The sequence below is a fragment of the Rhodococcus sp. 14C212 genome (genome assembly GCF_011058195.1).
In the GTDB taxonomy this organism is placed as follows: Bacteria; Actinomycetota; Actinomycetes; order Mycobacteriales; family Mycobacteriaceae; genus Rhodococcus; species Rhodococcus aetherivorans.
Window position 1 is genome coordinate 40,424 of sequence record NZ_JAALEH010000030.1, and the last position, 22,821, is coordinate 63,244.

Sequence of the window (22,821 nt, forward strand, 5' to 3'; positions counted from 1 at the left end):
GGGAGTCGCCGCGGACCGGAGGGGTTGACGACGACGAAGAGGTGAGGTCCGTGCCCACTCGGGCGGTAGTGTCCCGCGCCGGAACGACGGTGGCGCCATGGTAAGACCGCCGTCGGCGCGTTCGGCGATACCGAGCGCCGGTCGGCTCGGCCTCCTCGCCCCGACCGCCCCGGACGAGCTCCGGCAGCTCGGCTGGACCGACACCGACAGCACCGAACTGTTGTGGGCCCTTTCCCGCGCACCGGACGCGGACCTCGCGCTGCGCACCCTTGCCCGGTTGCACGACGCGCTCGGCGACGGCTGGGCGGAACTCGACGCGGCACTGCGCACCGACAAGGGGTTGCGCGGGCGGCTGTTCGGCCTGTTCGGCGGGTCGTCCGCCCTGGGCGACCACGTCGTGGCCCACCCGGATCGGTGGCGTGGCCTCGCCGGGAAGCTGCAGCTGCCCGACAGGCGGACCCTCACCGACCGGATGCTCGGCTACGTCGACGCCGAACCCGAGGCCGGGACGAGGGACAACCGTCTGATCCACCGGGCGAAGATCACCGGGCCGGCCGCCGTGGCCGCGCTGCGCACCGGCTACCGGGACCAGCTGGCGCTGCTCGCCGCCGCGGATCTCGCGGCCGTCGTCGAGAACGAACCGGTCCTGCCGTACCTCGAGGTGGGGCAGCGGCTCGCGGACCTCGCCGACGCGGCCCTGACGGCGGCCCTCGCCGTGGCCGTCGCCGGCGTCGTCCCGGACGGTCCCTGCCCCGTCGACCTGGCCGTCATCGCGATGGGCAAGTGCGGGGCCCGCGAGCTCAACTACGTCAGCGACGTCGACGTCGTGTTCGTCGCCGAGCCGGCCGACGCCCGCGCCAGCCGCATCGCCGGGGAGATGATGCGGATCGGCACCTCGGCGTTCTTCGAGGTCGACGCCGCGTTGCGTCCCGAGGGCAAGCGCGGGGAACTGGTCCGCACCCTGGACTCGCATGTCGCGTACTACCAGCGCTGGGCCAAGACGTGGGAGTTCCAGGCACTGCTCAAGGCCCGGCCCATGACCGGCGACCTCGACCTCGGTCGGCGCTACGTCGAGGCGCTCAGCCCCATGGTGTGGACGGCCTCCGAGCGGGACGCGTTCGTGCCGGAGGTGCAGGCGATGCGCCGGCGCGTCGAGGAACTCGTGCCCGCCGAGCTGCGCGAGCGGGAACTCAAGCTGGGCCGGGGCAGCCTGCGCGACGTGGAATTCGCGGTGCAGCTGCTGCAGCTCGTGCACGGCCGCGCCGACGAGTCGCTGCGCGTACCGAACACCGTGCAGGCGCTGTCCGCCCTCGCCGACGGCGGCTACGTCGGGCGCGACGACGCCGCGAACCTGCGGGCCTCCTACGAGTTCCTGCGGCTGCTCGAGCACCGTCTGCAGCTGCAGCGGCTCAAACGCACCCACACGCTGCCGCCCCCGGAGGACCGGGAGGCGATGCGCTGGCTCGCCCGCGCCGCGCACATGCGCCCGGACGGACGGCACGATGCGCTCGGAGTGCTCGAGTCGGAGATCAAGCGCAACTCGGCGCGGGTGCGCAAGCTGCACGCGAAGCTGTTCTACCGGCCTCTGCTCGAGTCGGTAGCCCGGGTGGACAAGGAGGCGCTGCGGCTGTCGCCCGACGCCGCGGTCCGGCAGCTCGCTGCGCTCGGCTACAGCGCACCGGAGAACGCGCTCGGCCACCTGACGGCACTGTCCGGCGGTGCCTCCCGCAAGGCCCGCATCCAGGCGCTGCTGCTGCCGCAACTGCTCGAGGCGCTGGGGGAGACGAGCGACCCCGACGCCGGGCTGCTCGCCTACCGCCGCCTGTCCGAGGCCCTCGTCGACCGGGTGTGGTTCCTGCGGACGCTGCGCGACGAGCCGTCCGTCGCGGACCGGCTCATGACCGTGCTCGGGTCCTCCGCCTACGTGTCCAACCTGCTGTTGCGGGCCCCGGACGTCATCCGGCTCTACGCCGACGGCGCCGGCGGGCCCCGGCTCCTCGAACCGCGGCCCGACGAGGTCGCCAAGGCCATCGTCACCTCCTCGGCCCGCTACGACGCCCCCGACAAGGCGATCAACGCGGCCCGGTCGCTGCGCCGGGCCGAACTCGCCCGCGTCGCGAGCGCCGACATCCTCGGGATGCTGGACGTACCGCAGGTGTGCCGCGCGCTGTCCGCGGTGTGGGCGGCGGTGCTCGAGGCTGCCCTGACCGCGGTGATCAAGGCGTCCGAGCAGGAGGACGGGCCGGCGCCGGCGCGGCTCGCCGTGATCGGCATGGGCCGTCTCGGCGGTGGCGAACTGGGCTACGGGTCCGACGCCGACGTGCTGTTCGTCTGCGAGCCGAACGCCGGGGCGGACGAAACCGCCGCGGTGAAGTGGGCGAACCAGGTCGCCGAGCGGGTGCGCACCCTGCTCGGCGCGCCGAGCACGGATCCGCCGCTCGAGGTCGACACCGGCCTGCGCCCCGAGGGGCGCAGCGGACCCATGGTGCGCACCCTCGCGTCCTATCAGGCGTACTACACCCAGTGGGCGCAGACGTGGGAGGTGCAGGCACTGCTGCGGGCCGACGCCGTCGCCGGCGATGCGGAGCTCGGGTTGCGGTTCCTGCACATGATCGACGCCACCCGGTACCCGGCCGGCGGCGTGTCGGACGACGCGGTGCGCGAGATCCGGCGGATCAAGGCCCGGGTCGACTCGGAACGGTTGCCGCGCGGTGCCGATCCCGCCACCCACACCAAGCTGGGCCGCGGCGGCCTGGCCGACATCGAGTGGACCGTGCAGCTGCTGCAGCTGCAGCACGCGCACCACATCGAGTCGCTGCACAACACCTCGACGCTCGAGACGCTCGATGCGATCGGCGCCGCAGAACTGCTCAGCAGCGCGGACGTCGCACTGCTGCGCGACGCGTGGCTCACCGCCACCCGCGCCCGCAACGCGCTCGTGCTGGTGCGCGGCAAGCGGACCGACCAGCTGCCGGGTCCGGGCAAGCTGCTGTCGGCGGTCGCCCAGGTCGCCGGCTGGTCGGGTGGTGACGCCTCCGAGTTCCTCGACCACTATCTGCGGGTCACTCGACGTGCGCGGGCGGTCGTGGAGCGGGTGTTCGGGACGTGAGGCCCGTCCTCCCGTGGAACCAGCTCAGGAATTCATCGTGACTGCTGCCCCGATCCCCCCGACCGTCGACGATCTCGCCGCCGCCCTCGACGCTCTCCGTGCCCGGGTGCCGCTGGTGCAGTCGCTCACCAACGTCGTCTCCGCCAACTTCCTGACCAACGTCCTGCTCGCCGCCGGCGCGAGCAACGCCCACATCGACAACGTCCACGAGGCCGCCGGATTCGCCCGCATCGCCGGGGGCGTGCTCATCAATCTCGGCACCCCCGACGACGGGACGGCGGCGGCGTTCACCCTCGCCGCCGAGGCCGCCCGGGACGCGGGCACCCCGTGGGTGCTCGATCCCGTCGGCGTGGGGGGCCTCCCGTGGCGCACCGGCCTGGCCGCGGATCTGCTCCCGTTCCGTCCGACGGCGATCCGCGGCAACGCCTCCGAGATCATCGCGCTGGCCGGTCCGGGCGGCGCCACCCGCGGCGTCGACAGCTCCGACGACCCCGCCGCCGCGGTGCCGGCCGCGCTGGCGCTGCTGGCCCACGCCGACGCGGTGTCCGCCTCCGGTCCCGTGGACCACCTCGTCGGCCGCGACGCCGCCGGTGCGACGACCGGCCTGCGCATCGGCGGCGGCAGTGACCTGCTCCCACGCGTGACCGCCACCGGCTGCGCGCTCGGCGCGCTCGCGGCGGCATACCTCGCCGTCGCCCCCACGGCGCTGATCGGACTCGCCGCCGCGCACGCCCACGTGGCGGTGGCCGCGGAGATCGCCGAAGGGAACTCCACGGGCCCGGGCTCCTTCGCCGTCGCGTTCCTCGACGCCCTGTACGCGGTGAACGCGGACGTCCTCCGGGTCCGCGCCCGCGTCGAACCGCTGGACATCCCCGCGCAGGCGTGAGGGCCGATCCCCCCGGACGTCGGGTGCCGCCAGGGTGGTGATTCCCCTGCGGGACTGGATAATTCGGGCAAGACGCTCGATGCGTGCCCGGTGATGGTGCGGGAGAACACGTTCGTCGAGGCGGTTCTGCGAGATCGGTCGGGCGCATGCGGCACCACCGTGCATCCCCCGGGTCGCGAGGGGCGCACGGTGGTGCGCGATGCGGTGCGCGAAGCGAGGGGTCAGCGGCAGACTACGACGAGGCCGATGCCCAACCACACCTGCCGTTCGACGCGGTCGAACTCGTCGTCGTCGTGGTCGTACACGTAGTCGACTTCGGTGCGATAGCCGCGATCCCGTTGTTCGGTGACGCGACACTCGCCGGACAGACTGCCGGCGCGGTTGGTGATCCGGTACGGGATGCCTTCCGCGTCCAGGAGGGCGATCGCCTGTTGTTCGCTGAGGCCGACGACGTCGGGCGCGGGTTGCGCTGCGGCGATGCCGGATCCGAGAAGGAGGGTGGCGGCGGCCGCGCACAGGGCGGCCGGGAGGGTGGTGCGCATGACAACGTCCTTTCGGGAACGATGTCGCGATGGAGTGAATCCGGTGGGGGACACCCGGTCCGCCCGGGCACGGCGGTGAGCGGGGTCCGTCAGATGTGGTCTATCGGCGCGGTCGGGAGGACGGGACCGGGCGGCGGCGCGCGGCCCCGCGGCGCGGACGACGGTCCGGCCGTGGACGACAGTGCCCCGGCATGGCGGGGTGTGCAAGCTTTCATCGGCAGTTCCCCAGGCGCTCCGGCCCGGAACCGGCCGACGCCACCTCAGGGTACTCCCGGCTCCTGACAAATCCGGCAGAACTGGCAGCCTCGCCGGAACGGGCCGGTGTCGGTGTCCTCGGCGTCGGCGCCCTCGGCGTCGGTGTCCACGGCGCGGACTTCTCCACCGAACGGCACCGTTCGCGAGTCGGGCGACGGCTCCCGGAACGAGCGCGGCCGGGCCGGTCCGCTACGGCGCATCGAGCCGGCCGGGTTTGCGTCGCCGGTGGTGCGACGCCCGCCCGCTGATCACGGTGACCATTTTTCGAGTGTGTCGCGGGTCACACTTGAACATTATGATTCGTTGAGAATTCGTGTGTTGACGGAATCAATCAGCTATGTCGATCATTGCTGAACCAGTTGATGTGACTCGAGCGACGCTGCGCAACGCATGTCGCAGCAAAGGAACGGTGGTGTGCGATGACCGAGACCGCGGTCCGCGAGATCGAGCGTCTTCCCTACGACCTGGACGACCGGTACCGCTCCGGCTCGGGCACGGTGCTGCTCACCGGCGTCCAGGCGATCGCCCGGCAGCTCGTCGAGCAGCACGTCCGTGACATCCGCGACGGACGTCGCGTGGCCACGTTCGTCTCCGGGTATCCGGGCAGCCCCCTCGGCGGCCTCGACAAGCTGCTGCACGGCATGCCGAAGGTCCTCGCCGAGCACGACATCACCTTCGTGCCCGGTTTCAACGAGGAGCTCGCCGCGACGTCCGTGTGGGGAAGTCAGGGCCGGCTCGGGGCGGGCACGCCCACCCACGACGCTGTCGTCGGTGTCTGGTACGGCAAGGGCCCCGGCCTGGACCGGGCCACCGACGCGCTGCGGCACGCCAACATGTACGGCGTCGACCCGAACGGCGGCGTGCTGCTGATGGTCGGCGACGACCCGGCATCGAAGTCGTCGACCGTGCCCGCGGTGAGCGAACGGTCCCTCGCGGCCCTCGGCATCCCGGTGCTCTTCCCCCGCAACGCCGCCGAGATCGTCTCGATGGGCCTGCACGGGGTCGCGCTGTCGCGCGCCTCGGGCTGCCTCGTCGCGCTCAAGATCGTCGCGGACGTCGCCGACGGCGCGTGGTCCGTCGACGGTTCGGTCGCGGACCTGCGCATCACCGTTCCCGAGATCGATTGGGAAGGAAAGCCGTTCGTATACCGTCAGCGTCCGATGGCCGCGCCGAGCGACAGTGTGATCGCCGAGGCCGACCTGTACGGGCCGCGCTGGGCGATGGTCCACGCCTACGGGAAGGCCAACGGGCTGGACGTCGTGGAGGTCGACCCCCCGCACGCCCGGATCGGGCTGGCCGCCACCGGCACCACGTTCGACGCGCTGCGGCAGGCGCTGCTCGACCTCGGGGTCACCGACGTCGACCTGCATCGCGCCGGGATCCGGCTGCTGCGCATCGGCATGCCGTACCCGATCGGTCCCGACCTGGTACGCGAATTCGCTTCCGGTCTCGACCAGCTCGTCGTCGTCGAGGACAAGACCGCGTTCGTCGAAACCCAGATCCGCGAGATCCTCTACGGCACCGACGCCCCGCCGCGCATCGTCGGCAAGAAGGACGCCGACGGCCGGCCGCTGATGCCCGTCGACGGCGAACTGACCGCCGGCCGGATCCGCGGGCCGCTGCGCCGGGTACTGCGCGGCCACGTGGACCTCGGACCCGCGCCGCTCCCGTCGCTGCCCCTGGAGGTGCTGTCGGCCAAGCGCACCCCGTACTTCTGCAGCGGCTGCCCGCACAACCGCTCCACCGCCCTGCCGGAGGGCTCCATCGGCGGCGGCGGCATCGGCTGCCACGCGCTCGTCACGATGTCCGGCCGCGCAGACAGCGCCGTCACCGGCCTGACCCAGATGGGCGGCGAGGGCGCGCAGTGGATCGGTCAGGCACCGTTCACCGACATCCCCCACATGTTCCAGAACCTCGGCGACGGAACGTATTTCCATTCCGGCCAGCTCGCCGTGCAGGCGTGCGTCGCGGCCGGGGTGAACATCACCTTCAAGCTGCTCTACAACGACGTCGTCGCGATGACCGGGGCGCAGGACGCCGAGGGCGCGCTGACGATTCCCGCGCTCACCCACAAGCTCACCACCGAGGGGGTGCGGCGGATCATCGTCTGCTCCGACGAACCGAAGCGGCACCGCAAACGCTCCCTCGCGCGCGGCGTCACGGTCTGGCACCGCGACCGGCTCGACGAGGCGCAGCGGCTGCTGCGCGAGGTCCCGGGCGTCACCGTGCTCATCTACGACCAGCACTGTGCGGCCGATGCGCGGCGGCAGCGCAAGCGCGGCACCCTGCCCGCCCGCACCACGCGCGTGGTGATCAACGAGGCGGTGTGCGAGGGTTGCGGCGACTGCGGCGTCAAGAGCAACTGCCTGTCGGTGCAGCCGGTCGACACCGAGTTCGGGTCCAAGACCCGCATCGACCAGACGTCGTGCAACACCGACTACTCCTGCCTCGACGGGGAGTGCCCGTCGTTCGTGACGGTCGAGGTCGCGCCCGGACGTACGCCGCAGCGCCGCAACCCCCCGGTGCCCCCGGCCGTGCCCGACCCCGAGCCCGGCTCCGCGGCGGGCACCCGCAACGTCTTCCTCGCCGGCATCGGTGGCACCGGCATCGTCACCGTCAACCAGGTGCTCGCGACCGCCGCGCTGCGCGCCGGCTTCGACGTCGAATCCCTGGACCAGATCGGCATGAGCCAGAAGGCCGGCCCGGTGGTCTCGCACCTGCGGTTCGCCGCCGAGGGTCTCGAGCCCGGCAACCGGGTGACCACCGGCGGGGCGTCGTGCCTGCTGGCGCTGGACCTGCTCACCGCGGCGGATGCGAAGAACCTCGCCTACGCCGATCCCGCCACGACCGTCGCGGTGGCATCGACGAGCCGCACCCCCACCGGGGACATGGTGTACGACAGGTCGATCCGCCACCCCGACGAACAGGAGCTGCTGTCCCGGCTGGACGCGGCGACCCGCCGGTCGGCCTCGTTCGACGCCCTTGCCGCCGCGCAGGCACTGTTCGGCGACACCGCCGCCGCGAACTTTCTGATCGTCGGCGCCGCCCATCAACTCGGCGGCCTGCAGATCCCCGCCGAGTCCGTCGAGGAGGCGATCGAGATCAACGGTGTCGCGGTGGCGGCGAACATCGCGGCGTTCCGGTGGGGCCGCGTGGCGATCGCCGACTCCGGCGCGTTCGCGGCCGCAACCGAACCGGCCCGCCCGCAGCCGAAGGCCACCGTCGCACCGGACGCCCTGTTCGCGGACACCACCCTCGACGGCGAGGTGCTGCGGCTCGTGCGGGTGCGTGCCGCCGCGCTCATCGACTTCCAGGGCGAACGCCTCGCCGCCCGCTACATCGACCGGGTGCAGTCCGTGTGGGAGGCCGAACGCCGTGTCACCGACCGCACCGACCTCAGCGAGGCCGTCGCGCGCGGGCTGTTCAAGTTCACCGCCTACAAGGACGAGTACGAGGTCGCGCGACTGCTCGTCGACCCCACGTTCCTCGACGAGGTACGCGCCCAGGTGCCCGGCGGTGAGCAGCTGACCTACCGGCTGCACCCGCCGGTCCTGCGGGCGCTGGGCCGCACGACGAAGATCGGGTTCGGACCGAAGTCGCACGCGGCGCTGCGGGTGCTGGCCAAGGGCAAGCGCCTGCGCGGCACCAAGCTCGACCCGTTCGGCTACGCCCACGTCCGGAAGGTCGAACGCGCCCTGCTCGCGCACTACACCGCCACGGTCGATCGGCTCGCCGCTGACCTCGATGCCGACACCTACGACCACGCGGTCCAGGTCGCGGCACTGCCGGACACGGTCCGCGGCTACGAGGACGTCAAGCTGCGCTCCGTCGAGCAGTACCGCGCGCGGCTCGCCGAACTCGGCGTCGAGATCGACGTCTGAGCAGCCACCGATTCTCGGCCCCCGAACACGTTCTCCCGGAAAGGAACCCATCACGTGACCACCTCGATCCTCGCCCGCCCGACCACCTCCGACGCCGCCCCCGGTGTCTTCGGCCGATCCCGGCGCCTGTCCGACCGCCCACACGAGCAGGTCGTCTTCTGTCAGGACGCCGCGACCGGCCTGCGCGCGATCGTCGCGATCCACTCCACCGCGCTCGGGCCCGCGCTCGGCGGCACCCGTTTCTACCCGTACGCCGACGAGGCCCGGGCGCTCGAGGACGTGCTGCGGCTGTCGTGGGGCATGACCTACAAGGCCGCGGCCGCGGGTGTGAACCTCGGCGGCGGCAAGGCCGTCATCCTCGGTGACCCCGCCACGGACAAGAGCGAGGCGCTGCTCGCCGCGTACGGACGGTTCGTCGAGTCCCTCGGCGGCCGCTACATCACCGCCGCCGACGTCGGTACCCACGCCGGCGACCTGGATGTGATCGGCCGCCATACCTCGCACGCGGTGGGACGCACTCCCGCGGCCGGCGGATCCGGGGACAGTTCGCCGCTCACCGCGCTCGGCGTGTTCCAGGCGATGCGCGCCGGAGCCGAGCATGTCTGGGGAACAACGACTCTCGCCGGCCGCACCGTGGGTGTGGAGGGGCTCGGGAAGGTGGGCTACGAACTGGTGGGGCTGCTCACCGCGGACGGTGCCGACGTGGTGGTCTCGGACGTGAACCCGGTGGCCCTCGCCCGGGTGGCCGCCGCGTTCCCGGCGGCACGGGTCGCCGACGGCGTCGTCGCGGCGCCACTGGATGTGTACGCACCGTGTGCCCTGGGTGGAACGCTGACCCCGTCGACCGCCGGGGTGCTCGGTGCGCGTCTGGTGTGCGGTGCGGCGAACAACCAGCTGGCCCGCCCGGAGGTCGAGGACATCCTGCGCGACCGCGGCATCACGTGGGTGCCGGACTACGTCGCCAACGCCGGCGGCCTGATCCAGGTCGCGGGGGAGGTCGACGGATCCGACCCGACCGTCGTCCGGTCCCGGGTGGATGCGATCTTCGACCGCACGGCCGAGATCTTCGAGATGTCGCGGACCCTGGACATCGGGCCCGGCGCGGCCGCGAACCGCGTCGCCGAGCGGTGCATCGACGCCGCCTGACGGACGGAAGAGGCGACGTCGACAGCGAGGGGGAGGCACCGCGGTGCCTCCCCCTTTTCGCGTGCGCCGAGGACTTTCTCGCGTACCCGGAGGGCCCGATGGGCCCTCAGGGCCGGTCGCTCACCGGCGCGGAGCGCCCGTGCCCGGAGTCGCGGGTGAGGTGTTCGAGCAGGGGCTGTGTCCGGTACGCCACCGGCGTCGTCAGCGCCAGCGTGGTCGTGGTGTGCGCGACGCCCTCGATCGCATGGATGCGTTCGAGCTGCTGGAGCAGATCCTCCTGCGACTGCGCCGCCATCCGGATGAGCAGGTCCTCCCGTCCCGTCGTCGCGTGCACCTCGAGCACCTCGGGGAACCGCTCGAGCTCCGCGATGACGTGACCCATCCGCGCCTGCACCAGTTCTGCGCCGATGAACGCCTGCAGCGGCAGGCCCAGCTTCGGTAGATCGACCACCGGCCGGTATCCCGACACGGCGCCGGATTCCTCGAGCTTCCGGATCCGCGACTGGACGGTGTTGCGGGCGACGCCGAGCTTCGCTGCCAGATCGACGATGCCGGCCCGCGGGTTGTGTGTGAGCTCGGCGAGAAGAGCCGCGTCGAGCCGATCGAAACTGAGCACGGTGACACCCTTTCCATTGTGATACGCATCACATTTGAGCATTGTGAATAGCTGGTGCGGAAGATGTTGACACGAATTGTGACAGTGCCATGATTGCTGCACTGAATTGCTCACGCAATCCCGCTCTGCGACACCACAATGCGTCGCCTGTGAGTGTCACCCCCCGGTCGCCCACGAGGTCCGGCGGGCCCACAACCCCATCCCGAGGAGCACACCATGCCCGGAGTCGGCATCTGGCGCACCAAATCCGTCGAACAGTCGATCGCGGACACCGACGAACCCTGTTCGCGGCTGCGAAGGGAGCTGACCGCCAAGGACCTGACCGTGTTCGGCGTCGCCGTGGTGATCGGCGCCGGCATCTTCACCCTCACCGCGCGCACCGCGGGCAACGTCGCCGGCCCGTCGATCTCGCTGGCATTCGTGCTCGCCGCGATCACGTGCGGTCTCGCCGCCCTGTGCTACGCGGAATTCGCGTCGACCGTCCCCGTCGCCGGCAGCGCCTACACCTTCTCGTACGCCACCTTCGGCGAGTTCGTCGCCTGGATCATCGGCTGGGACCTGATCCTCGAGTTCGCGCTCGCCTCCGCCGTCGTCGCCAAGGGCTGGTCGCTGTACCTCGGTGGCATGCTCGGCGGCAGCGGGCACACCACGATGCACCTCGGGCCGCTTGCGGTCGACTGGGGTGCACTGCTCATCGTCGGCGCGATCACGGTCGTGCTCGTCGTCGGCACCAAGGTGTCGTCGCGGGTGTCGGCCGTCGTCACCGCCGTCAAGGTTGCGGTCGTCCTGCTGGTCATCGTGGTCGGCGTCTTCTACATCGACAAGAGCAACTACTCGCCCTACATCCCGCCGGCCGAGGGAGCGCAGAGCGCCGCGAGCGGCGTGCACCAGTCGCTGTTCTCGGCGCTCACCGGGGCCGACGGCAGCAGCTACGGGTGGTACGGCCTGCTCGCCGCCGCGAGCCTGGTGTTCTTCGCCTTCATCGGATTCGACGTGGTCGCCACCACCGCGGAGGAGACGAAGAACCCGCAGAAGGCGCTGCCGCGCGGCATCTTCGCCTCACTCGCCATCGTCACGGTCCTCTACGTCGGCGTGACGCTGGTACTGACCGGCATGGTGAAGTACACCGACCTGCGGACGGGCAGCGCGCTCGTCGGCGACGGCAGCGCCACGCTGGCCACCGCGTTCGAGGCGCACGGCATCACGTGGGCGCAGATGGCGATCAACATCGGCGGCCTCGCCGGCCTCACCACGGTCGTGATGGTGATGATGCTCGGCCAGACACGCGTGCTGTTCGCGATGTCCCGGGACGGGCTGATGCCGCGGCAGCTGGCCACGACGGGCCGCAAGGGCACCCCGGTGCGCATCACCCTGCTGGTCGGCGGCATCGTCGCCGTCCTCGCCGCGGTGTTCCCGATGGGTGTGCTCGAGGAGATGGTCAACATCGGCACGCTGTTCGCCTTCGTTCTGGTGTGCATCGGCGTGATGGTGCTCCGCCGGACCCGCCCCGACCTGCCGCGCGGGTTCCGGGTGCCGCTGGTGCCGCTGGTGCCGATCCTCGCGGTCCTCGCGTGCGGCTGGCTGATGCTCAACCTGTCCGTCGAGACGTGGATGCGGTTCGTGGCCTGGATGGCCCTGGGAGTGGTGATCTACTTCGTCTACGGTCGGCGCAAGTCGGTGCTCGGACAGCGGCTGCGGGCCGGGGCGGCCGAGCGGGCGGAGGCGCCGCAGGTCGTCCGCGAGCCCGAGCCGGTGTAGCGCGGCGAACGGGCGCGGCCCCGGAGCGACCGCTCCGGGGCCGCATCCGTGCGACGGCGTGCGCGCGGTATCGGCGGTCTCACCGGGAGCACCGGTCCGGGCCGGATCCCGTCACGCGCTGTCTTCTCGCACGCCGCCGGCGGAGGGGCGTGCCGCGGTCGGGCACTGGGCGAGAATCGCAGTGCCCATCCAGCGTCGGAGATATCGCCGCAGGTCGTCGTCGCTGCGCGGAGGGTTGCCGGGGGAGACGAAGAACGACTGCATCGTGCGCAGCACGTATTCGACGAGCTCGCCGAGGGCCGCGTCGTCGTACCCGTAGCGCGCCCAGTCGACGTCGAAACGCTTGATCATCGTCATCCCGAACTCGCGCGCCTCTTCGGAGGTGAGACCGTCGGGATGGACGTTCGAGTACGTGCCCGTGAGCAGGATGCCCAGATGCGGCGTGCGGCGTACCTCGGCGAGGGTGTAGACCACGCCTTCGGTCATCGCGTCGACGGGATCCTCGAGGCCGCGGATGTGCCGGGCCAGTCGGGCGAGGAATCCGTCGACCGACGCGATCGCCGCGGCCCGCATCAGTGCATCCGCGCTGGGGAAGTAGCGGTACACCGTCTGGCGGATGACGCCCAGCGACTCCGCGACATCGGCAATGCTGATGGCCGAACCCGTACGACCGATCAGATCGACTGCAGCGGAAACGATCCGGCGGGACGCTTCGTCGTCGTTCTCCGGGGGGCTGCCGCCCCACCCGCGTCTCCGTGCCACTGCTCCGCTTCCTCGGATCGCACCGCATCCGGAAACGACGGGCTCTCCGCATGGTGGGGCCTGTCGGCCGTCCGCTCGAACGACCGACGGTAGCACGGGGGTGACCCGTCGCTCGCGGCGCCGCCCACCGTTTCGATAACACGTTCTCATCATACGTATCGGGCACTCTGTGTATGATCGCGGCACCGTGGCTCGGGGCTTCCGCGGGGGCGCCGGCCCAGCCCATTTCCGGACGACGAGGGGTAGCGCGTGACCGATCTGCAGATCCGAAAGATGAACTTCGCGTTCGAGGACTACGATGTGCCCTTCCTGTGGAACGAGGCGAATCCGGCCTTCTCGAGCATGGCCAACGCGGTCTCGTTCCTGGCGATCGGCTTCGAGAAGATGATCGTGAAGATGATCCTCCAGACCAAGCCGCTGATCACCGACCCCGAGGTCGCTGCGGAGGCGGACGCCTTCATGCGTCAGGAGGGGCAGCACTCGACCGCACACCGCCAACACGTCAAGGCCCTGATCACGCGGTACCCGGGGCTCCGGGAGACTCTCGACGACGTCGTCGGAGAGTTCGACCGGCTCACCGCGGAGACCTCGCTGAACTACCGCCTCGCCTACACCGCGGATCTCGAAGCGACCTTCACCCCGGTGTTCAAGCTGATGCTCGACAACGAGGCGGCCCTGTTCCGGCCCGGAGACGACCGGGTGGCGTCGCTGTTCATCTGGCACTTCGTCGAGGAGGTCGAACATCGGAGTTCGGCGCTCGTCGTCTTCGACTCCGTCGTCGGCTCCGACCTCTACCGGATGCGCGTGGCCCCCTCGGTCTTCCGCCATGTGCTGAAGGTCATCCGGCTGGCCTGCGAGGGCTTCAACGAGCATGTTCCCTTGGAGGACCGGAAGATCGACGCTCTGTCGATGTTCGCGTCCTACCGGCGCAAGCAACGCCTGCGCACGTGGTTGCCGCTGCTGCACGCGGAGGACCACGGCCCGATGCCACGCGCGTTCGACGATCTGCCGCTCGGTGAGCAACTCGTCGCCCTGGCGGGAGTCGTCCGGAGCCAGTTGCCGAAGCACAACCCGGCCCACGAGAAGCTACCGGCACTCGCGGACGTGTGGTTCAGGCGCTACGAGGACGGCTACGACGTCACGCGCTGGTACACCGCCGACGCGGTCGCATCGTAGGGAGCCGGGGCGATGACCGACCTGTGCTCAGCCACCTTCGCCGAACTCGCCACGTCCCTGGGCTTCTCGTGCGAGGAAGCCGGTGGCCTCGTCGAGGTCCGCAACCCGTCGGCACTGGAGAACTGGACCCTTCCGGTCCTCGAGGTCACCATCGTGCTCGGCGCCGTGCTCGCACTCGTGCTCGCCGTCGTGCGCCTGCGTCGCCACGGCGACCCCACCAACCTGGTGCTCTGGTTCGGCGCCACCGCCTACCTGTTCCTCATCGAGCCACCGCTGTACTTCCCCGCCGCCTTCGGCATCGAGGAGCACGTGGACACGATGTTCGCCCACAACGTGTTCACGGTGGAGTTCCTGTGGGGCCGGCTCCCGCTGTACATCGTCGCGATCTACCCGCTGATGGCCACGCTGGCATTCGAGATCGTCAGAATGCTGGGCGTTTTCCGGCGCTATGGAGTTCTCGTCGGTGCGGTCTGCGTGGGCTTCGTGCACCACGCGTTCTACGAGATCTTCGACCACCTCGGACCGCAGCTGCGATGGTGGCACTGGTCGGTGGCGAACCCGATCAACCAGCCCATGTTCGATGCGGTCCCGCTCCCGAGTGTGGTGGTGTTCGCCGCGCTCTGGCCGATGTCGCTCGCGTTGTGCGTGCAGTTCTTCGTCGGTCGCCACGCCGACCGTGGCCGGCACTTCTCCGGTCTCGAGCTGGCGTGGCGCACGGTCGTGATCGGCCTGCTGGCGTCGCTGGGCACGTTCGTCCTCCCGCTCCCGGCGACGGTCCTGGGCATGGGAAGTACGACGGTCCGGGGAGTGCTGTACGCGCTGGAACTGGTCGTCGTCACGCTCGTCGCGAGCGTGGTGCTCGTGCGCCGATGGGTGCGGCTGCGGCGGGGCGCGCCGGATGTTCCTCCCTACACGAACCGCTTCGTCCAGGCCTACAGCGTGGTGTACCTGTCCGTCATGGCGATCCTCTGGGCGACCGCGTTGCCCGACTTCTTCCGTGCCGTCGACGGCGTGACGAGCACCGGAGATCCGGTGGGAAACCTGTGGTACACGCTGGCGTGTTTCGTCGTCGCACTGCTCTGCGTGGCCGCCACGTTCACCGTGCAGCGCGGAGGGGGCGAACCGGACGACACCCCTCCCGCCCACGAGCGGGACGCGACGCACGTCGCATAGCAGGTTCGGCGCACGCCGAAGGCGGCCGGCGGCGGGGGAGTCGCGTGCACCGGGCGACGAGGCCGCAGACACGAATCCACCCGCCGTGCGGAATCGCAAGGCGGGTGGATTCGTGACGAACTACGTGCGGAACGGGCTCAGCAGTCGTAGTACAGCTGGAACTCGTAGGGGTGCGGCCGCAGGTTGACCGGCGCGATCTCCTGCTCCCTCTTGATCGAGACCCAGGTCTCGATCAGGTCGCTGGTGAACACGCCGCCCTCGGTGAGGTACTCGTGGTCGCGCTCGAGGTTGTCGATGACCGATTCGAGGCTGGTGGGAGCCTGCGGGATGTTCTTGGCCTCCTCCGGCGGGAGCTCGTAGAGGTCCTTGTCGACCGGGGCCATCGGCTCGATCTTGTTCTTGATGCCGTCGAGACCGGCGAGCATCTGCGCGGCGAACGAGAGGTACGGGTTGCCCGAGGAGTCCGGGGCGCGGAACTCGAGGCGCTTGGCCTTCGGGTTGTTGCCGGTGATCGGGATGCGCACGGCGGCCGAGCGGTTGCGCTGGCTGTAGACCAGGTTGATCGGAGCCTCGTAACCCGGCACCAGACGGTGGTACGAGTTGATCGTCGGGTTGGTGAACGCGAGCAGCGACGGCGCGTGGTGCAGGATGCCACCGATGTACCAGCGCGCCAGGTCCGACAGGCCCGCGTAACCGGACTCGTCGTGGAAGAGCGGCTTGCCTTCCTTCCACAGCGACTGGTGCACGTGCATGCCCGAACCGTTGTCACCGAACAGCGGCTTCGGCATGAAGGTCACGGACTTGCCGTGCTTCCAGGCGGTGTTCTTGACGATGTACTTGAACAGCTGCAGATCGTCGGCCGCACCGAGCAGGGTGTTGAACTTGTAGTTGATCTCGGCTTGACCGGCGGTGCCGACCTCGTGGTGGCCGCGCTCGAGCTCGAAGCCGGCGTTCTGCAGGTTGGTGGAGATCTCGTCGCGCAGGTCCACGTAGTGGTCGTACGGTGCGACGGGGAAGTAGCCGCCCTTCGGGCGGACCTTGTAGCCGAGGTTGGGGCTGCCGTCGGCGTTGAGCTCGACGCCGGTGTTCCACGAACCGGAGACCGAGTCGATCTCGTAGAACGCGCCGTTCATCTGCGAGTCGTAGCGGATCGAGTCGAAGATGTAGAACTCGGCCTCGGCACCGAAGAACGCGGTGTCGGCGATGCCGGTGCTGACGAGGTACTCCTCGGCCTTGCGGGCGACGTTGCGCGGGTCCCGGCTGTAGGACTCACGAGTGAACGGATCGTGGACGAAGAAGTTGATGTTCAGCGTCTTGGCGGCCCGGAAGGGATCGATGCGCGCGGTGGTGACGTCGGGCAGCAGCATCATGTCCGATTCGTGGATGGACTGGAAGCCGCGAACGGACGAGCCGTCGAACGCCAGGCCGTCCTCGAACACGTCCTTGGTGAACGCACTCGCGGGAATCGAGAAGTGCTGCTGAACGCCGGGGAGGTCGCTGAATCGGATATCGACGTACTCGACGTTTTCGTCCTCGATGTACTTGATGACCTCTTCGGCCGAGGTGAACGCCACGCTTGTGCTCCTTCAGTCAATGCGCGCCATGGGGATGGGGCGTCTGCGTCGGATACAGACCGTATTGAGCTGGTGTTGCCCGACCATCAATCCCATGTTTCACCGATGTTACAGCTCGTCTTCCGGTGTCGTGAGGACTCTTTTTGTGGTAGAAGTCACCGGCGGGTACGTGGGGTCGGGCCGGTCCGCCCGTTGCACCCTATCCTGGAGAGCATGGCACGCATGACCGGCAGCTGGCTCTCCGGACCCGCTGCGGCGATCCCCAAGGGGCAGGACAAGGCCCAGGACTACCGCGGGCAGTTGCTCGGCCTGCCCCAGGACGGCCCGGGCGCGCTCGCGGGCACCGGCCGGCGGGCGGGCGCACTGGCGATCGACTGGTTCACCTCCGTCGGTATCGCCACCGCCATCGTCGGCGAACGTCCCTTCGAGAACCCTCAGCTGTCCACCTACACCCTGCTGGTGTGGTTCGTGGTGGGGGTGCTCACGGTGACGTTGTTCTCGTTCACCCCTGGGCAGTATCTGGTCGGCCTCCAGGTCGCCCGGGTCGACGCGCCCGTGCGAGTGGGGCCGGTTCGCGCCCTGGCGCGGCAGATGCTGCTCGTGTTCATCGCGCCGGCGATCGTCACCGACGTCGACGGACGCGGCCTGCAGGACCGGGCGACCGGCACGGCCCTCGTACGGTCCCGCTGACGCACCCCCCACGAAACGCCGAACGGGAGCCTGCACCGGATCGATCCGGTGCAGGCTCCCGTCGTCGGGCGGGCCTCAGCGTCGGCGCATCGTGCGCTGGACGCTGCGCATCTTCGCGCCGGCCGGCATCGGACCCTTCGGGAGCGCGGCGCCGGTCTTCTTGGTACTCAGGGCGGCCAGCCGACCCTCGATCGCGTCCATCCGCTTGGTGTCGATGTTGCGCGGCAGCTTCGACAGGTGCTTCTGCAGTTGCGACAACGGGACCTGGCCCTCGTCGTTGCCGACCACGACGTCGTAGATCGGGGTGTCGCCGACGAGGCGCGCCACCCGCTTCTTCTCCTGTGCGAGAAGCGCTTTCACGCGCTGCGGCGATCCCTCGGCGACCAGGATCACGCCCGGGCGGCCGATGACGCGGTGCACGGCGTCGAGCTGTGCGGTCCCGGCCACCGCGTGCGTGACGCGCCAGGAGCCCTGCAGGTTGTCCAGCGCCCATGCCGCCGCGCCGGCCTGGCCCTCGGCCTTGCCGTAGACCGTCTTCTGCACCCGGCGACCGAAGATGACGAACGCGAGCAGCACCCCCACGAGCAGACCGACCGGCAGGAGGAACCACTCGATACCGAAGATCAGCCCGATCAGGAAGAACACCAGGGTGGAGACGACGATCGCGCCGATCATCCACGGCAGCAGCAGCTTGTCTTCCTTGCGCTGCAGCTGGAACGCCTGCCAGAGCTGGGTTCGCCGCTCCTTCGACGCCTGCTTGCGCGCGGCCTTCGCTTCCTTGTCGGGTTTGCTGCCTTTCGCCATGCACCCAGGATACTTTCCCCGCGGTGATCCCTTCACCACCGCGGGTCCGGTGCGGCTACGGCGTAAGGCGAGCGAGCACGGAGCTGGCTTCCTGGGCTGCCGTGCCCCCCTCGGCCAGGTGCGCCTGGGCGGCGGGCAATTCGCGGCCGTGGTGTGCCATGGCCTGCGCGTACAGGCGGCCCGCGCGGTACGAGGACCGGACCAGCGGCCCGGCCATCACGCCCGCGAAGCCGATCTTCTCGGCGGTCTCCGAGTGCGCGACGAACTCCTCGGGCTTGACCCACCGCTCGACGGGATGGTGCCGCGGCGACGGGCGCAGGTACTGGGTGATGGTGACGATGTCGCAGCCGGCGGCGTGCAGGTCGTGCAGCGCCTCGGTGACCTCCTCCGGCGTCTCGCCCATGCCGAGGATCAGGTTCGACTTGGTCACCAGGCCGAACTCGCGGGCCGCGGTGATCACGTCCAGCGACCGCTGGTAGCGGAACGCCGGGCGGATGCGCTTGAAGATCCGGGGGACGGTCTCGACGTTGTGCGCGAGTACCTCGGGACGCGACTCGAAGACCTCGGTGAGCAGTTCGGGCTTGCCGTTGAAGTCGGGGATGAGGTTCTCGACGCCGGTGCCCGGGTTGAGCTCGTGGATCTGCCGCACGGTCTCGGCGTACAGCCACGCGCCGCCGTCGGGCAGATCGTCGCGGGCGACACCGGTGATCGTCGAGTACCGCAACCCCATCGCCTGCACCGACTCGGCGACGCGGCGCGGCTCGTCGCGGTCGAGCTCGGCGGGCTTACCGGTGTCGATCTGGCAGAAATCGCATCGACGGGTGCACTGCTCGCCGCCGATGAGGAACGTCGCCTCCCGGTCCTCCCAGCATTCGTAGATGTTGGGACAACCGGCTTCCTCGCAGACGGTGTGCAGGCCCTCGCGCCGCACCAGTCCCTTCAGCTCGGTGTACTCCGGGCCCATCTTCGCCCGGGTCTTGATCCAGTTCGGCTTGCGTTCGATCGGCGTCTGCGCGTTTCGGGTCTCGATCCGCAGCAGTTTGCGTCCTTCTGGGGCCACAGTCACGGGCTCGATCCTACGCCCGCCGCTACCGGCCGGACCCACCCCGGGGCGCAGCCCCTGCAGGCGACGATCAGCCGTACCGCACCGTGGTGAACTCCGGCCGCGGGGTCTGCGGCGGCTCGGCACCGACGGCCTGTTCGAACGTCACCCGCTCGATGTCGTGGTCCGTCACCGGCAGGCGGCCGTCGAGAGCGTCGATCACCGCCGCCGTCACCGCCGGCATCACCTCGGCGACGGTGACGTCCCGTCCGAGCTCACCCGTGAGCGAGGAGACACCCGCGTCGCGGATGCCGCACGGCACGATCGAGTCGAACGCGTCGAGGGTGGCGTCGCAGTTGAGGGAGAACCCGTGCATCGTCACCCCACGCTGCACCCGCACCCCGATAGCGGCGATCTTGCGCTCGGGCAGCCAGTGCCCGTCGCGCAGCTCGGCCGGCAGCCATACACCCGAGCGACCCTCCACACGGCCGCACGTGAGCCCGAGTTCGGTGCAGACCTCGATCAGGGCCTGCTCGAGACGTCGCACGTAGCCGACGACGTCGATGGGTTCGCCGAGCCGGATGATCGGGTAGCCCACCAGCTGTCCGGGTCCGTGCCAGGTGATCTTGCCCCCGCGGTCGACGTCGATCACCGGCGTGCCGTCCGTGGGGCGGTCCTCCGGGGCGGTGCGCTTACCGGCGGTGTACACGGGCGGATGTTCGAGCAACATCAGGGTGTCGACACCGCGGCCCTCGGCCCGGTCGGCGGCGATCTCCCGTTGCCGCTCCCACGCCTCGAGATAACCGATCAGCCCCAGGTGCGCCACCGCGACGGGTTCGGAATCGAAACGGGCGGAGGAAGATGCGCTGCTCATAGTCCACGACCCTACGCCGTCGGGGAGCCGTCGCGAAGAGGTGACTTCAGGACGCGAGCGCGTTCCCCAGGGCGGCACCGATCGTCGGGTACCGGAACTCGAAGCCCGTCGACTCGAGCACCGCCGGCAGGGCACGCTGCCCGGTGAGCACCAGTGCGCGGGCCATTTCCCCGACGACCGCGGCGACCACGAAACCGGGCGTCGTCCACGGCGCGGGCCGGTGCACCGAGTGCGCCAGCGCCTCGGTGAACCGGGCATTCGTCACGGGGGCCGGGCCGGTGACGTCGACCGGGCCGGCGATGTCGCCGCGACCGAGAACGAAGCCCAGCGCTGCCACCGCATCCTCGAGCGCCACCCACGACATGTACTGCCGGCCGTCGCCGAGCCGGGAACCGAGCCCGAGCCGGAACAGCGGCTCGAGCCGGCGCAGGATGCCCCCGTGCGGCGCGAGCACGATCCCGGTACGGAGAACGATCGTGCGGACCCCGGACTCACGCGCCGGTGCCGTCGCAGCCTCCCAGTCGCGGCACAGGTCGGCCACGAACCCCTGCCCGGCCGGGCTGCGTTCGTCCACCACCGTCTCGCCGGTGTCCCCGTAGAAGCCGACGGCGCCCGCATTGACCAGCGTCGGCACCCCGGCGGCCGCGACGGCGGCGGCGAGGACGTCGGTGGGGACGATCCGGCTGTCGCGCAGTTCCTGCTTGACCGCGCCCGACCAGCGCCGCGCACCCACGCTCGACCCGCACAGGTTCACCACAGCGTCGACGCGGTCGAGCGCCGCGGGATCGACCCGCCCCGTCCGCGGGTCCCAGGACCACTCGTCCGGCGCCCCCGGCGGACGCCGCACCAGGCGGCGCACCTCGTGGTCGTGCGCCCGCAGCCACGCGACCGCGGCAGTTCCGATCAGCCCCGACGAGCCGGCCACGAGGATGCGCATGCCGGTGATTCTCCCGCATCTGCCGGGACCGGAACGCCGAAGCGGGGGCCTCGTCGGTGTGACGATGCCCCCGCTTCGGGTCCGGTGAGTGCCGGGCTACACCCGATGGGTCACAGGCCCAGGTCGGCCTCGAACGCCGCCTCCTCGAGGCGGTGCTTGATCGTGGTGAGGAACCGGCCCGCGTCCGCGCCGTCGACCAGCCGGTGATCGTAGGTCAGCGGCAGGTAGCACATCGAACGGACACCGATCGACTCGTTGCCCACCTCGTCGGTGACGACCACCGGCCGCTTGACGATCGCACCGGTGCCCAGCATCGCCGCCTGCGGCGGCACCAGGATCGGCGTGTCGAACAGGGCGCCCTGGCTGCCGATGTTCGTAATCGTGAAGGTGCCACCCGCCAGCTCGTCCGGCTTGAGGCCGCCGCTGCGGGCACGCTTGGCGATGTCCGCGATCGCGCGGGCCAGGCCGGCCAGCGACAGGTCGCCGGCGTTGTGGATCACCGGGGAGAGCAGACCCTGCTCCGTGTCCACGGCGATGCCGAGGTGCTCGGCCGCGTGGTAGGTGATCTCCTTCTTGTCCTCGTCGTAGGAGGCGTTGATGTTCGGGTGCGCCTTGAGGGCCTCGACGACGGCCTTCGCGAAGAAGGGCAGGAAGGTCAGGTTGACGCCCTCGCGCTCGGCGAAGGTCGCCTTGGCCTGCGCCCGCAGGTGCGCGATCTTGGTGACGTCGACCTCGAAGGTCTGGGTGAGCTGCGCGGTGGTCTGCAGGGACTCGCGGGTCTTGATCGCGGTGATCTGACGGATCCGGTTGACCTTCTGCGTGGTGCCGCGCAGGTGGGCGAGTTCGGGACGGACACCGGCGGTTGCGGCCGGAGCGGCGGCCGGAGCCTTGGCGGCGGGCGCCGGCGCCTGGGCGGCGGGGGCCTTCGCGGCCTCGGCAGCGGCGAGCACGTCCTGCTTGCGGATGCGGCCGCCGACACCGGTGCCGGACACCGTCGACAGGTCGACGCCGTGCTCGGCAGCGAGCTTGCGGACGAGGGGCGTCACGTACGGCGTGGCTCCGCCCGCGGTCTCCTCGGCCGCAGGGGCCGGAGCGGGGGCCGGAGCGGCCTGCTTCACCGGCTCGGGAGCGGCCTGCTTGGCGGGCTCGGGGGCCGCCTGCTTCGCCGGTTCGGGCTTGGGTTCCGGCTTCGGCTCGCGCTTGGGTTCCGGCTTCGGCTCGGGCTTCGACGGTGCCGCGGCCGGGGTTCCCGATCCGATCACCGCGAGCTGACCGCCGACCTCGACGGTCTCGTCCTCCTGGGCGTTGATCTCGAGGAGCACACCGGCAACCGGGGACGGGATCTCCGTGTCGACCTTGTCGGTGGACACCTCGAGCAGGGGTTCGTCGACCGCGACCTCGTCACCGACGGACTTCAGCCACCGGGTGACGGTGCCCTCGGTCACGGACTCGCCGAGCGCCGGCATGGTGACCGGGGTGCCCTCGGCGGCGCCGGCGCCGGCGTCGGATCCGGACGGAGCCGGAGCCGGAGCCGGAGCGGGCTCGGGTTCGGGTTCGGGCTCGGGGGTGGGCTGCTCCTCGGGCGCCGCCTCCTCG

At 70.5% G+C, this 22,821-nt stretch carries 17 protein-coding genes; 8 read left to right on the top strand and 9 right to left on the bottom strand.

Going from position 1 to position 22,821, the window contains the following annotated elements:
• Window positions 1–97 precede the first annotated feature (97 nt).
• Window positions 98–3,109: a bifunctional [glutamine synthetase] adenylyltransferase/[glutamine synthetase]-adenylyl-L-tyrosine phosphorylase gene (locus tag G6038_RS15215; RefSeq protein ID WP_165038678.1), complete on the top strand. Its 3,012-nt coding sequence runs from the start codon at window positions 98–100 to the stop codon at window positions 3,107–3,109.
• Window positions 3,110–3,146: 37 nt separating this feature from the next.
• Window positions 3,147–3,995 (top strand): hydroxyethylthiazole kinase, encoded by an 849-nt coding sequence (gene thiM, locus G6038_RS15220; RefSeq protein ID WP_346772825.1) that lies wholly within the window; start codon window positions 3,147–3,149, stop codon window positions 3,993–3,995.
• 221 nt (window positions 3,996–4,216) lie between these two features.
• On the opposite strand, the gene G6038_RS15225 is transcribed toward thiM, so the two are convergent.
• On the bottom strand, window positions 4,217–4,537 hold the full coding sequence (locus tag G6038_RS15225) for a PASTA domain-containing protein (RefSeq protein ID WP_165038679.1): 321 nt from the start codon (window positions 4,535–4,537) through the stop codon (window positions 4,217–4,219).
• 674 nt (window positions 4,538–5,211) lie between these two features.
• Between G6038_RS15225 and G6038_RS15230 the strand changes: the two genes are divergently transcribed.
• A complete protein-coding gene (locus G6038_RS15230; RefSeq protein ID WP_165038680.1) occupies window positions 5,212–8,673 on the top strand; it encodes an indolepyruvate ferredoxin oxidoreductase family protein in 3,462 nt (1,153 codons plus the stop codon).
• Between the two features lie 54 nt (window positions 8,674–8,727).
• Window positions 8,728–9,819 carry a Glu/Leu/Phe/Val dehydrogenase gene (locus tag G6038_RS15235; RefSeq protein ID WP_165038681.1) on the top strand — a complete coding sequence of 364 codons (1,092 nt, stop codon included), beginning with the start codon at window positions 8,728–8,730 and terminating at the stop codon, window positions 9,817–9,819.
• Window positions 9,820–9,925: 106 nt separating this feature from the next.
• Here G6038_RS15235 and G6038_RS15240 read toward each other — a convergent pair whose 3' ends face one another.
• A complete protein-coding gene (locus tag G6038_RS15240; protein WP_165038682.1) occupies window positions 9,926–10,435 on the bottom strand; it encodes an Lrp/AsnC family transcriptional regulator in 510 nt (169 codons plus the stop codon).
• Between the two features lie 216 nt (window positions 10,436–10,651).
• On the opposite strand from G6038_RS15240, the gene G6038_RS15245 reads away from it, so the two are divergent.
• Window positions 10,652–12,193, top strand: a complete 1,542-nt coding sequence (locus G6038_RS15245; protein ID WP_165038683.1) for an amino acid permease — start codon at window positions 10,652–10,654, stop codon at window positions 12,191–12,193.
• Between the two features lie 111 nt (window positions 12,194–12,304).
• Here G6038_RS15245 and G6038_RS15250 read toward each other — a convergent pair whose 3' ends face one another.
• The gene (locus tag G6038_RS15250; RefSeq protein WP_165038684.1) at window positions 12,305–12,955 is read right to left on the bottom strand and encodes a TetR/AcrR family transcriptional regulator; all 651 of its coding nucleotides are present in this window, start codon (window positions 12,953–12,955) and stop codon (window positions 12,305–12,307) included.
• Between the two features lie 249 nt (window positions 12,956–13,204).
• Between G6038_RS15250 and G6038_RS15255 the strand changes: the two genes are divergently transcribed.
• Both G6038_RS15255 and G6038_RS15260 read left to right on the top strand, forming a co-directional pair.
• Window positions 13,205–14,131: a metal-dependent hydrolase gene (locus tag G6038_RS15255; RefSeq protein WP_165038685.1), complete on the top strand. Its 927-nt coding sequence runs from the start codon at window positions 13,205–13,207 to the stop codon at window positions 14,129–14,131.
• A gap of 12 nt (window positions 14,132–14,143) precedes the next feature.
• Window positions 14,144–15,304, top strand: coding sequence for a hypothetical protein (locus G6038_RS15260; RefSeq protein WP_165038686.1), 1,161 nt, complete (start codon window positions 14,144–14,146; stop codon window positions 15,302–15,304).
• A gap of 137 nt (window positions 15,305–15,441) precedes the next feature.
• On the opposite strand, the gene glnA is transcribed toward G6038_RS15260, so the two are convergent.
• Window positions 15,442–16,878, bottom strand: a complete 1,437-nt coding sequence (gene glnA, locus G6038_RS15265; protein WP_165038687.1) for a type I glutamate--ammonia ligase — start codon at window positions 16,876–16,878, stop codon at window positions 15,442–15,444.
• A gap of 213 nt (window positions 16,879–17,091) precedes the next feature.
• On the opposite strand from glnA, the gene G6038_RS15270 reads away from it, so the two are divergent.
• A complete protein-coding gene (locus G6038_RS15270) occupies window positions 17,092–17,568 on the top strand; it encodes an RDD family protein (protein ID WP_165038688.1) in 477 nt (158 codons plus the stop codon).
• Between the two features lie 75 nt (window positions 17,569–17,643).
• On the opposite strand, the gene G6038_RS15275 is transcribed toward G6038_RS15270, so the two are convergent.
• The 5 genes from G6038_RS15275 to sucB form a co-directional block, all read right to left on the bottom strand.
• Window positions 17,644–18,372: a DUF4191 domain-containing protein gene (locus G6038_RS15275; protein ID WP_165038689.1), complete on the bottom strand. Its 729-nt coding sequence runs from the start codon at window positions 18,370–18,372 to the stop codon at window positions 17,644–17,646.
• Window positions 18,373–18,427: 55 nt separating this feature from the next.
• On the bottom strand, window positions 18,428–19,438 hold the full coding sequence (lipA, locus tag G6038_RS15280) for a lipoyl synthase (protein WP_346772826.1): 1,011 nt from the start codon (window positions 19,436–19,438) through the stop codon (window positions 18,428–18,430).
• 67 nt (window positions 19,439–19,505) lie between these two features.
• Window positions 19,506–20,288 (bottom strand): lipoyl(octanoyl) transferase LipB, encoded by a 783-nt coding sequence (lipB, locus tag G6038_RS15285; protein WP_165038690.1) that lies wholly within the window; start codon window positions 20,286–20,288, stop codon window positions 19,506–19,508.
• Between the two features lie 46 nt (window positions 20,289–20,334).
• Window positions 20,335–21,225 carry a TIGR01777 family oxidoreductase gene (locus G6038_RS15290; RefSeq protein ID WP_165038691.1) on the bottom strand — a complete coding sequence of 297 codons (891 nt, stop codon included), beginning with the start codon at window positions 21,223–21,225 and terminating at the stop codon, window positions 20,335–20,337.
• 110 nt (window positions 21,226–21,335) lie between these two features.
• The coding region (gene sucB / locus G6038_RS15295; protein WP_165038692.1) for a 2-oxoglutarate dehydrogenase, E2 component, dihydrolipoamide succinyltransferase at window positions 21,336–22,821 on the bottom strand (1,486 nt) is incomplete at its 5' end.

What these genes read in the sequence shown, in the direction of transcription:
- lipB (WP_165038690.1), bottom strand. Translation starts at nt 20,288, where the DNA reads ATGAGCAGCGCATCTTCCTCCGCCCGTTTCGATTCCGAACCCGTCGCG.
- G6038_RS15270 (WP_165038688.1), top strand. Translation starts at nt 17,092, where the DNA reads ATGGCACGCATGACCGGCAGCTGGCTCTCCGGACCCGCTGCGGCGATC.
- G6038_RS15225 (WP_165038679.1), bottom strand. Translation starts at nt 4,537, where the DNA reads ATGCGCACCACCCTCCCGGCCGCCCTGTGCGCGGCCGCCGCCACCCTC.
- G6038_RS15290 (WP_165038691.1), bottom strand. Translation starts at nt 21,225, where the DNA reads ATGCGCATCCTCGTGGCCGGCTCGTCGGGGCTGATCGGAACTGCCGCG.
- G6038_RS15260 (WP_165038686.1), top strand. Translation starts at nt 14,144, where the DNA reads ATGACCGACCTGTGCTCAGCCACCTTCGCCGAACTCGCCACGTCCCTG.
- G6038_RS15275 (WP_165038689.1), bottom strand. Translation starts at nt 18,372, where the DNA reads ATGGCGAAAGGCAGCAAACCCGACAAGGAAGCGAAGGCCGCGCGCAAG.
- G6038_RS15215 (WP_165038678.1), top strand. Translation starts at nt 98, where the DNA reads ATGGTAAGACCGCCGTCGGCGCGTTCGGCGATACCGAGCGCCGGTCGG.
- G6038_RS15245 (WP_165038683.1), top strand. Translation starts at nt 10,652, where the DNA reads ATGCCCGGAGTCGGCATCTGGCGCACCAAATCCGTCGAACAGTCGATC.
- G6038_RS15230 (WP_165038680.1), top strand. Translation starts at nt 5,212, where the DNA reads ATGACCGAGACCGCGGTCCGCGAGATCGAGCGTCTTCCCTACGACCTG.